At 55.6% G+C, this 14,935-nt stretch carries 16 protein-coding genes and 1 tRNA gene; 4 read left to right on the top strand and 13 right to left on the bottom strand.

Going from position 1 to position 14,935, the window contains the following annotated elements; genetic code table 11:
• Positions 1-11 precede the first annotated feature (11 nt).
• Positions 12-1,214 (top strand): amidase, encoded by a 1,203-nt coding sequence (locus tag PCAL_RS04635; RefSeq protein ID WP_011849556.1) that lies wholly within the window; start codon positions 12-14, stop codon positions 1,212-1,214.
• Here PCAL_RS04635 and PCAL_RS04630 read toward each other — a convergent pair.
• The 6 genes from PCAL_RS04630 to PCAL_RS04605 form a co-directional block, all read right to left on the bottom strand.
• Entirely contained in the window at positions 1,211-2,005 is a 795-nt protein-coding gene (locus PCAL_RS04630; RefSeq protein WP_011849555.1) for an MBL fold metallo-hydrolase, read from the bottom strand. The two genes, PCAL_RS04635 and PCAL_RS04630, sit on opposite strands and share 4 nt — an antisense overlap.
• 544 nt (positions 2,006-2,549) lie before the next feature.
• A tRNA-Glu gene (locus tag PCAL_RS04625) sits at positions 2,550-2,686 on the bottom strand.
• 235 nt (positions 2,687-2,921) lie between these two features.
• A complete protein-coding gene (locus tag PCAL_RS04620) occupies positions 2,922-4,508 on the bottom strand; it encodes an ATP-binding cassette domain-containing protein (RefSeq protein ID WP_011849554.1) in 1,587 nt (528 codons plus the stop codon).
• A 359-nt stretch (positions 4,509-4,867) separates the two neighbouring features.
• Positions 4,868-5,164 carry an archaellum operon transcriptional activator EarA family protein gene (locus PCAL_RS04615; protein ID WP_011849553.1) on the bottom strand — a complete coding sequence of 99 codons (297 nt, stop codon included), beginning with the start codon at positions 5,162-5,164 and terminating at the stop codon, positions 4,868-4,870.
• Positions 5,146-5,871 (bottom strand): hypothetical protein, encoded by a 726-nt coding sequence (locus tag PCAL_RS04610; RefSeq protein ID WP_011849552.1) that lies wholly within the window; start codon positions 5,869-5,871, stop codon positions 5,146-5,148. The genes PCAL_RS04615 and PCAL_RS04610 overlap by 19 nt, the downstream gene beginning before the upstream one ends.
• Positions 5,872-5,944: 73 nt before the next feature.
• Complete coding sequence (locus PCAL_RS04605) at positions 5,945-6,280, bottom strand: hypothetical protein (RefSeq protein WP_011849551.1); 336 nt, start codon at positions 6,278-6,280, stop codon at positions 5,945-5,947.
• A 78-nt stretch (positions 6,281-6,358) separates the two neighbouring features.
• Here PCAL_RS04605 and twy1 point away from each other — a divergent pair, with 78 nt between their 5' ends.
• Entirely contained in the window at positions 6,359-7,447 is a 1,089-nt protein-coding gene (gene twy1, locus PCAL_RS04600) for a 4-demethylwyosine synthase TYW1 (RefSeq protein ID WP_193322912.1), read from the top strand.
• Here the strand turns inward: twy1 and PCAL_RS04595 are convergent.
• The 7 genes from PCAL_RS04595 to PCAL_RS04565 all read right to left on the bottom strand — a co-directional run bounded on the left by PCAL_RS04595 (position 7,410) and on the right by PCAL_RS04565 (position 12,720).
• Positions 7,410-7,841 (bottom strand): hypothetical protein, encoded by a 432-nt coding sequence (locus PCAL_RS04595; RefSeq protein ID WP_011849549.1) that lies wholly within the window; start codon positions 7,839-7,841, stop codon positions 7,410-7,412. The genes twy1 and PCAL_RS04595 overlap by 38 nt on opposite strands.
• Positions 7,831-8,094 (bottom strand): hypothetical protein, encoded by a 264-nt coding sequence (locus PCAL_RS04590; protein ID WP_011849548.1) that lies wholly within the window; start codon positions 8,092-8,094, stop codon positions 7,831-7,833. Before PCAL_RS04590 ends, PCAL_RS04595 begins: the two co-directional genes overlap by 11 nt.
• Complete coding sequence (locus tag PCAL_RS04585) at positions 8,091-9,074, bottom strand: ArsA family ATPase (RefSeq protein ID WP_011849547.1); 984 nt, start codon at positions 9,072-9,074, stop codon at positions 8,091-8,093. Before PCAL_RS04585 ends, PCAL_RS04590 begins: the two co-directional genes overlap by 4 nt.
• Positions 9,071-10,075 carry an ArsA family ATPase gene (locus PCAL_RS04580; protein WP_011849546.1) on the bottom strand — a complete coding sequence of 335 codons (1,005 nt, stop codon included), beginning with the start codon at positions 10,073-10,075 and terminating at the stop codon, positions 9,071-9,073. The genes PCAL_RS04585 and PCAL_RS04580 overlap by 4 nt, the downstream gene beginning before the upstream one ends.
• A complete protein-coding gene (locus tag PCAL_RS04575; RefSeq protein ID WP_011849545.1) occupies positions 10,072-10,320 on the bottom strand; it encodes a hypothetical protein in 249 nt (82 codons plus the stop codon). The genes PCAL_RS04580 and PCAL_RS04575 overlap by 4 nt, the downstream gene beginning before the upstream one ends.
• A 22-nt stretch (positions 10,321-10,342) precedes the next feature.
• Positions 10,343-12,118 (bottom strand): carbon starvation CstA family protein, encoded by a 1,776-nt coding sequence (locus PCAL_RS04570; RefSeq protein WP_011849544.1) that lies wholly within the window; start codon positions 12,116-12,118, stop codon positions 10,343-10,345.
• A gap of 74 nt (positions 12,119-12,192) precedes the next feature.
• Positions 12,193-12,720: a hypothetical protein gene (locus PCAL_RS04565; RefSeq protein WP_011849543.1), complete on the bottom strand. Its 528-nt coding sequence runs from the start codon at positions 12,718-12,720 to the stop codon at positions 12,193-12,195.
• Between the two features lie 619 nt (positions 12,721-13,339).
• Here PCAL_RS04565 and PCAL_RS04560 point away from each other — a divergent pair.
• Positions 13,340-13,558 carry a hypothetical protein gene (locus PCAL_RS04560; RefSeq protein WP_193322911.1) on the top strand — a complete coding sequence of 73 codons (219 nt, stop codon included), beginning with the start codon at positions 13,340-13,342 and terminating at the stop codon, positions 13,556-13,558.
• A gap of 244 nt (positions 13,559-13,802) precedes the next feature.
• A complete protein-coding gene (gene amrS / locus PCAL_RS04555) occupies positions 13,803-14,819 on the top strand; it encodes an AmmeMemoRadiSam system radical SAM enzyme (RefSeq protein ID WP_011849542.1) in 1,017 nt (338 codons plus the stop codon).
• Positions 14,820-14,935: the final 116 nt, after the last annotated feature.

The following is a 14,935-nucleotide window of genomic DNA, read 5'->3' as shown; positions in this document are numbered from 1 at the left end:
CTTCAGCTACTATGATTGAGAAGAGGCTTGAGGAGGCCAAAAGGCGCGCCGACTTGAACTACTTCGTCTACATAAACGAGAGGGCGGCTGAGGAGCTTGAGGCGCTGGCCAAGGCGGGTAGGTGCGGGAAGCTGTGCGGCTTGGCGGTGGCTGTTAAGGACAACATAGAGGTGGCAGGCATGCCTATTACAAACGGCGCCCCCTACATGCGCCGGGTTGCAACAGAGACTGCGCCTGTCGTCGCCGCGTTGATGGCGGAGGGCGCGGTGGTGATTGGGAAGACAAACATGCACGAGCTGGCCCTCGGGGCCACGAACATAAACCCGCACTTCGGCCCGACTCGAAACCCGCACGACCCAACGCGGATAACGGGAGGGTCGAGCGGCGGCAGCGCGGGGGCCGTGGCCATAGGCGTCGCCGACGTGGGCCTGGGGACAGACACCGGGGGCTCTGTGAGAATACCCGCGGCCCTCTGCGGCGTCGTCGGCTACAAGCCCCCCTACGGCAAACTGCCGACTAGGGGAGTCCTCCCCCTGGCCCAGAGCCTAGACCACGTGGGGCTCATCACCAGAAGCGTAGACGACTTAGTCCGCGTAATGGCGGCCGTGGGCTGGCTTGAGAGGGAGCTCCCCGAGGTCAAGAGGTTCCGCTTCGCAGTGTTGATGGGGATTGCTGAGAACACTAGGCATGTGGAAAAGGCGTTTTGGAGGGCCGTGGAGGTCCTCGAGAGAATAGGCGGGGTGAGAGACGAGGTGTTTGTCGAGGCGCGTAAATACGCGTCGGCTAGGGCGGCCATCCTCCTCTCTGAGGCCGCCGCCAACTACTACCACCTGCTGAGGGGCGTGGGGGACAAAATGGGGAAAGACGTGGCCACTCTGCTCGCCGCCGGCGCCGCCCTGCCCGCCGTGGCCTACATCACGGCCAAGCAGGTCAAAGAGGAGGCCACCCAGTTCTTCAACAAGCTATTCAAGAAATACGACGTGGTGGCCACGCCCACGACAGCCACTGAGGCAATTCCAATAGAGGAGGCAGACAGCGTGGCGGTGAGGCCCAAGCTGCTGGCATACACAGAGCTCTTCAACCTCACGGGCCACCCAGCGATTTCAGTCCCAGCCCCCACCTCCGGCCTCCCCGTGGGCCTACAGCTCGCGGCGCGGGACGAGGAGGTGCTACTCGCCGTCGCTAAAATGTACGAAAAAGAGGTGGCCGACTAGCCTCTCCCCCTCAAGTAGTCAAGGAAGCCCAATACGCTGAAGCGGAGATAGAAGTCGAGGTAGAGGCCGCCTGCGGCGAGCACCTTCTCCACGTTTTCGTCGGCTTTGGCCAAGGCGCGGAGAGCCTCTTCGACGTCCATGTGGGGGTTCTGCTGCAGTACCTCAACCCAGGCCCTGACTTGCTCCCTGTGCCTCTCCAAGATCTCGACGTTGTGTGTGCAATGGTAGTGGGGGAAGCAGATCTTCTCCACGTCTAGCCCCCTCACCTTGTCGAGGGACTGGAGGTATACGTCGAGCTTAAAGGGCGGGGGAGTCGTCGGCACTACGACGCCTAGCTCAGGTATGTGGACCCCAGCGCCGTCGCCCACAAACAACGCCTTCTCATCTCTGTAGTAGTACATCACGTGGTGGGGGGCGTGCCCCGGCGTATGAATGGCATCAACGGCGTCGAAGAGTCTCGTCCCGTCGGCCACGCCCATCACGGCCTCGTTTGGTCTCGGCTGGCCAAACTTCTCCGCAAAGACGCCCAAGACGGCCCTACTAGACTCATAAAGCTTAGAGGGGTCGGCCACGTGGCGAGTATACCTCTCATGCACATACGTGGGCTTGCCCAAGTGCCCAGCGGAGCCGCAGTGGTCCAAGTGGATATGTGTACAAAGGACTGCGTCTACGTCCATGGGCTCAAACAACGAAGCAGGGCCAGGGTCGACGACAACTCTAACGCCACCAACTTCAAACACGTAGGCGGTAACGAGGGGAACGCCCTCAAGACGTTTAACAATAACCTCCATAGCAACTATCACACCTCATTTAAATAAGTTTGATCTAGACAAACGCCGTACAGCACATTCCCAAAGATACGCACTAGGGCCAAGGTAGCCTGGACATGTCAAGGGTCAAGCAAAAGCCATACTACGTCACAGAGACAAGGTCGCAATTGGGACTCCCAATCTGAGACCTATATGTGTGAGACCTGACGTCCGCCATTGCCAAGAGGCTACCGAAATTTATACAGCGAAAAAAGTTATATAGTTCCCCTCTATATTTCAGCCAGAGGGGGAGGGAGGTCAGCAGGCCTGGTTTCGGACAGGGACTCCTCGCCAAGTCGATCACCATCCCTCCCCCAATAAGTCCTCCACTAAGCTGGCTAATTAAATGCCGATACAGTAATGATTGGCACATTGTCGCTAATTATGTACACATAAGAGCAAATCTTGTAGTGTTAGGCGCCGAGCCCCATAGTTCTCACTTTTCACTCGGTTTACACCTCTATACATCGACCTCCCCGCCGATATTATCAAACAACCTATGTGGATTGAGAATTTGATAAAGACGTGGTGCCCCGGCCGGGACTCTCAGGGGGTGCCCCCTTTTGAACCCGGGTCACGGGCTCGATTGGCCTATACTTCCCGTATATGAGGCCCGCATCCTTAATCGGCCTAAGGCCCTTGACCGGGCTAGACTACCGGGGCCGCACTTCCCGCACACCCCGCTTTATAAGTTTTTCTCCCAATTACCGCGCACTAACTTACGGGGAGAATAGCCCCCATCACAAAACCGCCTAAGTAAGCCGATCAGCACTTGACACTTCACTTCCCAACACGCTAGCCAGCGGCACTGGCCACCCCCTACGTGCAACGCCGCTGAAAGCGTAAGACGCGCTTTCCCGTAGACTGGTGGACAAGCTCGGCGACTCCAAAACTAAGCTCACCTTTGCGCAGAACTATCCCCGCCAACGCCTTTATTGACTGTTACCATGTACGCCCTTCCTTCTCTTACTTCTACTATTTTGTTGCTGTACTGTGCTGGGCTGTCTCTATGCGACACTACTACCACTGCCTTTGCGGCCTGCCGCACTGCCTGTAGCACTTTGGTTTCCAGCTCTTTGTCTAGGCCGGAGGTGGCCTCGTCGAGGACGAGGAGCCTAGGCCTCCTCAGCAGAGCCCTGGCGATGAGGACCCTCTGCCTCTGCCCCTCGGAGAGCTCCCTACCCCCCTCCCCACACCTCTTGTCCAAGGGGAAGTCCACCCCCGCCGCCGCGGCGGCCCACTCCACATCCCCCCTAGGCCTCCCCTCCCAAAGGTCGATGTTTTCGTACACAGTGGCGTCGAAGAGGTAGTCGTCGTTGCCCACGTAGACGCAGTCCACAGCCGCCACCGCAACGCCGCCGGCGGGCTCCACAAGGCCACACAGCGCCTTAGCCAAGGTGGACTTCCCAGCCCCAGAAGGCCCCCTAACCCACACAAAGTCACCCTCCTCAACAGCCACCTCACCCACCACCTCCACAACTACGCCGTTGTCGTAAGAAAAGACCGCGTCCCTTAGATACGCCACGGCCCCCCTCACAACGCGGGGTTGTGCAGAGCGCAGAAGAGGCTCAACACGCAAAAACGACGAGGCCATAACGTAAAAAGAGCCCACCGTGGACATGAGGTGGCCGATGGGGAGGAAAAGTCCGTTGAGGGAGTTTCTCAGCGCCACTGCGTCTCCCACAGTGCCCTGCCCTTGCAGAGCCAAAAGTAGCGCTACTGCAAAGACGAAGTTGGGCCCTACTTGTGCCGGGGCTTGAAGCAGGTAGTCAATACTACGGCTGTACAGCGTGAACTTTTTGAACTTGGCGAAGTATGTGGCTGTGGCGTCTGTCAACAGCTTGGGCGCTCTCCTCAGCCCCAGCCTGTGTAGGCTGTGTGCCCCCTCCACAGCCTCTTTCAGCCTTTTGAACCAGCCGCCGTAGGCCTCTCTCTCCCTAGACCTAGCGTCCAATAGGCGCGGCCCCACCCTCTTCATCAAAACGGCGTAGAGCGCGGCGAAGGGGAGTATAAGGGGAAGGGAGAGGGGCTGAAGCCAGTAGGCGAAGAGGGCAACCGCGGCCACATCCCCGACAACGAAGAAGAGCCAAAGCGGCGTCGCAATGGCGTAAACCGCGTTCTCCAAGTCAGCGGTAACGCGAGACAAGACCTCACCAGGCGGATGCGAAGGCCCCTCAACCCTCCTTTCAACAATGCGGAGGGCCAAGTCAAGCTCCACTGCCTTCTTATACAGGTCGGAGATGTAGTCGCCGAGGAAGACTAGTACAAATCGTGATGTGACAGATAGGAGAAAGAAAGCAGTGTAGAATATTACATTATGTAACTCGCCAGAAATCGCGGAATCTACAAGCTGTTTAAGTAAGTAATTCATAAGAAGGAATACGGCCACATCTAGCAGATAGGAGATATAGAAAGGTACAGAGTATTTCCAGTATTTTTTCGTATACTCTATGTCATATTTCAATAGTTTTAAGAAGAGGCTCATGGCGATGGGCTAGAGGTTTTTCGCAAGATTTCTTTCCTCCATATAATGATCTCTGTTTCACAGTGTGCCAGAGATGGCGACGGGCTGTTCTCTGAGAGCTTTGTGATGGTCCAATTCTGTCTCATGGGCGTGCAAATCGTCAGGCTTATTATGAATTGTAAAGTAGTTGTAATTGTACGTAGTATTGTAGGTACACGTCGGTATTTACAGCACGTCCATTGAGACATTTTTGCCTAAGCTGTACTGAGAGCCCAGCGGCAAGTCCGCTGACAGACTAGATGTCACATCGGCCCGCGCTGGCGGCGGCTGAGGCGGAGTCCTGGGCCCGCGCGTATAGGAGTGGGCGCCAAGCGCGTGGCCTATAGGAGGCCGTTTAGCGAGTCTTCTAGGTTTTTGCAGATCTCCTCGTCGGCGTAGTACAGCCTCTGGCCCCCCACTTTGACCTCTTTTACCAAGCCGAGCCCGAGGAGGGATTCCTCGCGCCTATACCGCCTCCCCAGCCCGCGCAGGGCCCCTAACACGTTTTCGTAGCTTGCCCCCACTGCCCTGGCTATTAGGGCTGGGTAGAGGGGCTCCCCCGCCTCGCACAGTAGCTTGAGTATGGCCAGCCTCAGCCTACTTCTCCTGAGAGACCTCGCTATTTTGTACAGGGCCATTTTGACATCTCCGCAAGGACCTTGTCCACGAATTCCTCCGTTGGGCTTGTCCCTGCCCTAGTCTCTTGCACGTAGTCTCGGACGAGCTCTAAGGCCTTGCAGTAGGCCTCTTTCCAGTCGGCGCCCGTCAGCTTTCTCACGGCGTATATGAGAAAGGCGAAGAAGCCGTAGGCCGGAGGGAGCCATTGGGTAGGCTCTATGCCGTGTTGTCTTATGAGCTCCTCCCACCTCTTGTCCACTGGCTGTAGTGTAGCGCGGTAGAAGAGTAGTGTGAAGCGGGGCCACTCCCCAATCCAAGCCAGGGCGGGCTCCATGTCGGCGCGGGATCTTATTTCGAGGTCTATGAGCCTCGTGAGCGCCTCGTGGCGCCTGATTCTAAACGGGAGAGTTATATACGCCTCGTCGCTTAGGTAAAAGCCGCGCCTGTAGCCAGTGAAGGGGGCGAAGTAGCCCGCGCCGTATGTGACATACGACGTGTCTAAGTAGCCGAGCTCCCAGGCCCTCTCAACGCTCCTCAGCCTTACCACGTACTGGTTGCTGAGCTTAAGCACTCTGACAACTCCCTCCCTCTCCAGCCTATACACGGCACGCCTAATCGCAGAGAAGGGCATGCCAGAGCCTTCCGCAAAGCTCCTAATAGTCAAGCTGTAATCGTAATGCCCGTGTGCAAGTGTTCCGACTATCAGCCTTTCAAGCTGATTCTCCACATAACAGAATCATCTGATCTTTATAAAGTTTTCTATGGAGGGATTGACGCCGCTGGGAGGGGGTGAAAAAGGGCTAGAGTTTTAGCGTGGGGAGGAATAGGCTGAGCACCCCGTTTATTATGTAGATGAGTATTGCGAGCGCTAAGGCGCCGAGCCAGCCGACGTGCTGGATCTTCCTAAGGGCGTAGAGCCAGACGAAGAAGCCCAATATGCCGCTTATCACGGGTATGCGGAACACGGCGTGGAAAAACCAGTAGACGAGGGCGCCCACAGCCGCGGTAATCATTGCCCCTACGAAGTCCTCTCTCCTCTGCTTGCCGGGGAAAATCTTCAATGCGAGCCACACCGCGAAGCTGCTCACAAGCCACCCTACCAACAAGCCCACCACGTCTCCGACTACGCTTGGCATACCTGCTCATTGTCCCACGTTTATATGTGTTGCGCTGTTCCTTTGGACAAGCTTATATATAGAGAACGGGGCTTACCTGTGTCCTGCGAAGTTGAGCCCATTGGCCGCTACCACGTGTTGGAGGGGCCGCGGATTAAGATTAGGGCATCTGCCGGCAGGGCGCTCGTGGAGCGGCACTACGGCTTTGTGGGCCACGCCGCCGTGGAGCTCTGTAAGTGGACTAGGGAGGCCATCGAGGGGGGCAAGTCTTGCTACAAGGTGAAGTTCTACAACGCGCCGGCGGGGGGCTCCCACCGCTGTGTAGAGATGAGCCCCGTGGGGCTTGTATGTAGCAACCGTTGTGTCTACTGCTGGCGCCCCACGGAGGAGTTCGACGCCTTTGTCCTCGACGAGAGGTTCTACCTAGAGCCCGAGGAGATCGTGAGGGGGGTGTTGAAGGAGAGGGTGCGCCTCTTGTCGGGGTACTGGGGCCACCCCGAGGGGAAGAGACGCGTCAAGGAGGCGCTGGCGCCTACCCACTGGGCTATTTCCCTCTCGGGGGAGCCCACTATGTACCCAAAGTTGCCAGAGTTGATAAAGCTGATAAAGTCGCTCCCCGAGACCAAGTCCGTATTCCTTGTCACAAACGGCCAGCACCCAGAGATGATTAAGCGGCTTTGGGAAGAGGACGCCCTCCCCACGCAGCTCTACCTCTCCACTAACGCCCCCAACAAGGAGCTGTACTACAGGGTGAACGTCCCCGTGTACAACAGGGAGGACGCCTGGGAGAAGTGGCTCCAGTCGCTTGACCTACTCGCAGTGGTGCCCACGAGGACCGTCATGAGGATTACTCTGATAAGGAGCTTGAACTACGACGAGAGGTACATCCCGCAGTTCGCCGAGCTTGTCAAGAGGGGCAACCCCCACTTCGTCGAGGTAAAGAGCTACATGCACCTAGGCCACTCCACCTTCAGGCTGAAGAGGGAGGACATGTTGAGCCACGAGGAGGTCAAGGCTTGGGCATACAAGCTCTTGGAGGAGCTGAGGAGGATAGGCGCCGACTTTGTCTACATGGACGACGACGAGCCCAGCCGTATCGTCGTCTTGCAGAACATGAAGAGGTATGTAGACCGCTGGATTGTGCCCCCGGCTAGTGGCAACGGCTCTGCCCCACGTAGTTCAAAATAGACAGATCTCTCAGACCCTCAAGCGTGATTTTGACTGTGCGGTCTGTGCGGTCGCAGTAGAACTGAATTGTCAAGTGGTACCTATCGCCCCTCTCTCTCACTTGGTACACTCCGTGGTGCCCGTTGATGGCTATTGGGGTTCCCTCGGCTTTCTTCCTCCCAGGCTTTACGCTTATCTTTAACACGTAGGCCTCTCCTCCGTCTTTTACAAAGTGCATCACCTCCCCGTCCCTCACCCACTTGACTCCGTCTACTTCTCTGTGTTTAAACACGTCGGAGGCCATGGGCATTATGACGATGCGCCACGTCGGCGGAGCTGTGAGGACTAGGAAGTTGTAGGGGCCCAGCATCCTGTTTCCCACGGCTATTGCGTGCCAGGAGAACTCAGTGGACATCGAACTCCGCCAGCTCTTCAAATATGTCGTGTTCGCGTGCTGCCTCGCGCCTTAGGTCGTACAGTTCTTGTAGCGAGTAGGGGAGTAGGCGTAGGGAGTAGTATGTGGTCAAGAGCGGCATACCCACAAAGTCGCCGAAGGTCAATAAGTGGAGCAGCAGTTTGTACTGTAGGTACGTCTTGGCTGTCTCTCTGTATAGGTCTAGGAATAGGAGGCCGTAAAAGAAGTCGCGTACAGCCTGCCGAACTTTCATGAAAATAGCTCTTTTGTAAACATCCTCAGCCTCTCCAAGCCCACTATCTCCTCGGGGAACTGCTTCACCACTGCGAGTATGTGGGGGCCGAAGGCGGACCTTATCAGCTCCAAGTTCTTCGCCTGCTCCTCGTACTTGCTCTTTATGTAGCCAGTGGCGTCGGCCTCGGCCTCCTCGCGGGGTATCACCATATTTACAACGACGCCACCGAACGGTATCTCATAAGCCTTAACCATTTCAACGAATCTCTGTACTACCGAGATGGAGAGGATTGTGGGTATTGTTACAAAGACAAACCGCGTAGAGGACGGGTCTGTCAAGACGGTTCTAACTTTCATGTAGCGGTTGTATAAGTCTTGTAGCTCGAGGAGGATTGGGTCTTGCTCAATCTCCTTGGCCACCTTCTCTTTTCTAAATGAGAGCTGTTCCTTTAGCGAGAGGGTCTCTCTGCGCATCTTTATCGTCCTCTGAAGCCAGGCGCCATACAGCTTCGAGAGGCCTATCAGCCTCACCGCGTTTGCCACAGCGGCCATGTCGAAGATGACTCTGTCGAAGTTGGGCCCCTCCTTTAACACCACGTCCATCATTTTGTCAAAGGCAGCCGCCTCGTGGAAGGCCGGGTTTGTAGTGGCTATGTCCACAAGAGGCTTTATGTCGATCGAGAGCTCCGCCATCTTCAACATCTCCTTGAGCAAGTTCGTGATGCGGGCCTTGTACTTTTCCACAATGTCGTCGTACTGCACCTCTATCGCCCAGAGGTTTTTCACGCCTTGCACCTGCTTTATGACTCCTCCGGAGAGGTCTTGCTGGAAGAGCGACGTGAGAGAGTGGACGGGGTTGAAGCTGGCCAAGAGCGTCCTCTCGCCCAGATTCTCGGCGGCATAGAGGGCCGTGGCTGCGGCGACCACGGTCTTCCCCACGCCGCCCTTCCCGCCGAAGAAGATGTACTTAATGCCCCGCTGAGATAGGAGCTGTCTCATATGTAGTCCTCCAGTCTCTTCTTTGGGCTCCAGAGCTCCTCGGCCACGATTTTTAAGGTGTCTAGCCCCTTGGGCTCTCTGTTTAACATGGGCGTAACTGCTATCACATACTTACCGAACTTGTCCGCTATCTCGGCTATGTACTTCTTCTGCTCTTCCACCTTCTTCTTTAGGTAAGACGGCGCATCTGGGCGAGAGGCGAGCTCTGGCGGGTATACTTGGTTCACCACTATGCCAGTCAACTTCAGTCCCAGGGACTGGAACATCTCAAGTGCCTTTTCCGTATCTAGAATAGTCATCTTCTCGGGGGTCATGACCATGAGAAACGCCGTGGTTTCCGTATTCATTACGATGTCTCTAAACTTGAGGATCCTCCCCCGGATGTACTCCAGCTCTTGCAAGATCTCGTCCTCGTAGGTCAGCTTGCTCCTCTTAAGCGACGCGGCCACTCTGCCGTATTCATAGGCCTGCCGCCTAAGCTCGGTGATCTTGTCCACCCACTTGCTTATAACGTCTGCTATCGCGATCATTCTAATTCCGTGGCCAAAGGGCGGCATGTCGAAGACGTAGTAGTCGTACTTCCCCTCGGTGACTACGTCAACCATGGCGTCGTAGACCGCGGACTCGTACATGGCCGGCTCAGCCGCCGCGCTGTCTATGTACTCCTCGATGTCCTGGGGCAGGCGGTCGAGCTTGTACATGTCGATGATCTTCTTCTTGATGGAGGAGACGTACTCGTGTATCCTCTTGTCCGCGTCTATCTCCATCACGTATAAGTTCTCCGCGATCTTCACCTCCCCCTTGCCGAACACGTTTTGCTCAAACACGTCGCTGAGCGAGGCTTGGGGGTCTGTGCTAAATACGAGGGTCTTCTTGCCTAAAGAGGAGAGCTTTACTGCCGTGGCGGCGCTGAGGGTGGTCTTGCCTAATCCGCCTTTGCCGGCATAGATGAATACCTTGAGCCGCGGGTTCTCCTCTAAAAGTCCCTTAAGGCCCTTCATGACACTAAGTCTGTGACATCTCTCTCCCTGAGCATGTAGCGCTTCCAGTTCTGGATGTTGGGAAAGACGTAGGGCATTAGCCTAAGGGAGTAGTACGGCGGAAGGATGGGCACGCCCAGCATGTCGCCAAGGGTAATCAACATGAACAAGTTGTCTATCTGCGCCTTTACTCTAAGTATCGCGGTAGACTGGCCGTGGACCGTGAGACCCTCTATCACCTCCCTTAGCTTATCGAAGATTTTCATAGGAAAAAACGTGTACGGGTTTTTATTTCTTTACCGCCTCCCCCCTCTTGTATTTAACCCAGCCTGTGATTAGGTAATACGTGGTTATTGCGCCTAGTACAAGCAACAGCGCTCCAAACGCCGCGGAGATCAAGTTGGAAATTGTAACTATGTCTTTGCCGTACAAGGCTGCGACCGCCGCTTGAACCCCTATCGGCTTGCCTAAGTATGCGTATAGGCCATATACGTACGTCTCCCAAGCCAGCGCAGCAAGGGTGGTGATGGCCATGAATATGCCCGGCACAAAGACGTAGGCCGTGGGCTTCTTTATGCTGGCGAGGAATATTGCCACTAGTAACAGCGCTAGGCCGGCCAGTAGCTGGTTGGTGCCGCCGAAGAATATCCAGAGATTTGTCCAGCTACCCACAAACGCCAAGAAGCCGGAGATGGCCAGTATCACCAGGGGAGATATGTACTTGTTGCCAAGCGGGCTTTCCTCAAACAGCTCCGCCATTATCAGCCTGAACACTCTCACAAAGAGCATCGATGTTATAAGCCCCATCACCGTCACGAAGATGCCGTACAAGATGTTCATGTACACGTCTGGGACGTTCAGAAGCTTGGTGGTGAGCAGAGTCGCACCTTGCACATACGCCGCGGCGCCCGCCGGGGGCTGTGATAGCACCATTATTGCGGCGATGGAGGAAAGGGCCACGGCGCCCTCGGTCATCATGGCCCCTCCGCCCACTGGCAAGGCGTCTGTCTCATACTCAAGTTGCTTAGGCGTTAGACCCGACGAGACTAGGCTGTGCCAGCCAGAGATCGCTCCGCAGGCAATTGTCACAAAGAGTATTGGCCACAGCGGGCCGCCCTGGGGGTTCTGAAGCGGATCTACGTAGAGAGCCTTTACGGGCGTCTGCTGTATCGTCAGCCCCGTCAACGGCGTAAAGATCGCGGCAATTAAGACGAGCACTAGGGCGATAATGCTCGGAAGATATCCCACGTACACGGTGGGCAGTAGGAACTTGGGCATCGGAGTCACAGCGGCTATGTAGTAGAGGATGGAGAGTACCACCAGCCAGAAGGCCACGGTCAACGTGCCAGGCCACGTCAGAGCTGGGTTGAAGTTGTGTGCCTTGAAGAAGTCCGGCGGGTCCAGGAAGTTGGTCCCCGGCGCCCTAACTGCGGGAACTAGTGCCACGGTGAAGTAGCCCACGAACACTATAGCGAGGGCTATGAGGGTCGCCAAGAGTACGTCCATCCTCATGCGGAAGATAAGAACGCCGAATATTACGCCGCCGAACAATACAAACAACACGGCAGTGAAGGTCCCAGGCACTCTGTTCAACACGTCGATGATCACCCACTCAAAAACCGCCGTGATAATTATCAAGTAGAAGATTAGATATATTAGCAAGATTTTCCGAACTCTATCTCCAAGCAGTCTGTAGGTTATCGGCCCCATTGAGCGGCCCTCATTTCTTATGGAGAGCATCATGGAGCTGTAGTCCTGTACCCACCCAATGAACATGTTGCCAAATATCACCCAGAGGAGGGCAGGCACCCAGCCGAAGAAGAGGACGGCAGTCAAGGGGCCCACAATGGGGCCAAGCGCAGCCACCGACTTGAACTGGTAGCCGAAGAGCACGTACTTAGACACTGGGAAGTACTCCACGCCGTCGAAGTAGAGCTTCGCTGGCGTGGGCCTGTTGGGGTCGCTTTCCCAAATCTTCTTGTCCACCCACCTGGCGTAGAACCAATATGTCAAAAAGTATAGTATTAGCCCCAACAAGATATAGGGGGCCGGCGTGTTTAACATGGAACAACATTTTATTCTGTTTTTAAATCTAGTTTCGTTAACTTCTAAAGAGAAAAACAGGGTGTCCCAAGTCTTTATCGTTCTTTGGCTATATTTTTAATTATAGATAATGCCTTTTCCACATAGCTGCAGTCTTTGCCGCGCCATAGGAGCTGGACCAATTCCCCGGACACTGTGACTCTCCAAACTCCAGCCTCATCGGCGAGGCTTAACAGCCTCTCCGCCAGCTCCCGGGGAGTCGATATATTAACCACGTAGTAGTTTCCAACTCTTCTCCCAGCGCCGCTCCGCGAGGCGTCAATTACGCCTGCGTCAAATCCCAGGCTAAACCGCACTGCCGTGTAGGCGCTCCTCCTGAGCAGATAGAATGCGGCCAAGTTGAGGGGGTTGTCCCACGGCTCTCTCCTTATGTACACCTCCACCTTTTTCCCACCGCAGTTGAGGTTCACGTAAAGCGAGGAGGGATCCCCCAGATAGCGCACCACTTCACATGGGCATTTGGACACAACCCTCCTATTGGCGAATCGGGCTAGAAAAGATGCCAGGAGGTACCAAGCGGCTAAGAGCAAGACTGCGTAAAGCACGATGGCCGCGGGCTCCATGGCCGTTGCTTTTTAGCAGTATTTCAACATAGCGGTATGAGACTTCTAAGACTTGTCAATAACACAAGAGGAGGTAAGCGTCTACACCGGCACGGGGGAGTTAAGGCTAGGCTACCGAAGACACAAGACCTCAGGTGTCTTTCCCCTTTGTCCAGCTCTATACGGTAGCTGTCGCCCACCGCTATGATATGTGGTTGGGGGCTCGTCGAGACTTTTAGCGGCAGAGGAGAGGTTCAAAAATATCGGCATGGGGCGCATTCTACGCGGCTAAGTAGTGGACAGAGCTGGGACAAGAGCTCGTCGTTTTTAAGGCCACTCAGCGGCCCTTAGCCCACGCGGCTCTTCTCAAAGGAGCAACACTAGGAAGCTCCAGGATCCAATACGCCGTTGAACAGCTATGCGACTAAGCACGTAGAGTTTTTAGAATCAGTATGAGCTAAGTCGATTCAAACGCCGCTGACAAGAACAGCTTTGAAAGTAATCTATAGCGGCCTGCTGACCGTCGAAGCAAGCCATCTACTTCAGGTTGTTTGAGTCGTTTTCCAGGAGATGACATATTAGCTCATGTTGCGACCCTCAAGCTCGGGGTAAGGCACAGAGGCTATGGTCTCAGATAGATTTGACAAGAGGCATAGCGCTCTCTGGGGAGTTTGCCAAGGCGGCGTCTGTCTGCGAGATTGGCGTAGGGGCAGACTTAGCTTCTCTCCTTGAAAAACTACAGCGTTTCACAGACCCGGTAAGAGGGCTACGATGCTTATACAACCGACTTAAACAAGGCGGCGCGGCTCTAGTTGCCAAGCCGGACGTGGCTCTATCACCGGCGTATGTGGCACTTTAGACGACCTTAAGCGCCTTAGGCGTCGCGACGCGGAGGCTGATGGCCAAATTCTTAGCCGTGGGGTTTGTGTGAGAGACAGAGGCTAACTTGCCCCTTACTACTTGTCGGTCTGGAGGAGGCCGGCCTGCATATTCTTAGCGCTCTCAGAACAGAGGATTAAGACTTTTACCCCCTAGACACATACCAGCTTGTGGCCTATAGCTGGCCGCGCGCATCGCCGCCTCCGAGCCCGAGGGGGCCTCATGTGGTTGAAACTCCCCTTTTTGAGCGCGTGGGCTCTGGCGTGAGGTGCCTCGTCTGTAGACGTAGGTGTATGTTGCGCGAGGGGACTTGGGGCCTTTGTAAAAACCGGTTCGCCAAAGGGGGGAAGCTCTACGTCGCCACTTACGGCCTCCTCTCCGCGGCGGAGTCGAGGCCAATGGAGATTAAGCCGATGTACCACTTCTACCCGAGGACCTCTGCGTTGACGATAAGCGGGTGGGGTTGCAACTTCCCCTGCGCTTGGTGTCAAAACTGGCACTTGAGCAAGGTGGTGATGTACTCCGGCGTATATACACCGCCGGAGAGGATAGTGGAGTGGGCCTTAGAAAACGGCGACTCTGGAATCAACGTGAGCTTCAACGAGCCGACTATGCTCCTGGAGTACACAGTGGACGTGTTTAAACGCGCCGCGGGCCTCCACAAGACGATTAATACAAACGGCTACTTAACCCGCGAGGCCTTAGACGCGCTTATAGCTGCGGGGATGGAGGGGGCAAACGTGGACTTAAAGGGGGGACCTGAGACCTACAGACGCTGGCTGGCCGCGGATTTTCACGGCGTAGTGGATACGATACAGTACCTCTGGGGCAGAGGCGTACACGTCGAGGTGACGTACTTGGTAATACCCGGGGTCAACGACCACGAAGCAGACGACGTCGTAGAGGCCGTCGCCAAGGTGGATAGGTCAATACCGTTGCACATCACGGCATTCCACCCGGCGCACTTGATGCCCCACGTGCCGCCCACCCCCGTCCAACTCTTGGAGGAGATATGGCAGAGGGCTAGGAAGGAGCTGGACTACGTATACGTGGGCAACGTCCCCGGCCACAAGGCCCAACACACCTACTGCCCCAAATGCGGCGCCCTGCTAATAAAGAGATTCGCCGACAGAGTTGTCGAAGTGAAGCTGGACGGCAAAAGATGTCCAAAGTGTGGCTACGAGATAAAAATCAGGGGGCACATAGGCCACTACGGCAACCTCTACAGGCGATTTATCTAAAAACGGCGTAATGCCAAAGCGGCATATTCTATACGCTTAAGAGAGCGGTTAAGATGCCCATTGCGATAATAGCAGATGCCGGCGACAATACGGGCCGTGCCCAATCGCCCCCTTGA

This window comes from Pyrobaculum calidifontis JCM 11548, from assembly GCF_000015805.1.
GTDB classification, from domain to species: domain Archaea; phylum Thermoproteota; class Thermoprotei; order Thermoproteales; family Thermoproteaceae; genus Pyrobaculum; species Pyrobaculum calidifontis.
This window is presented reverse-complemented; position numbering and strand designations above follow the sequence as displayed.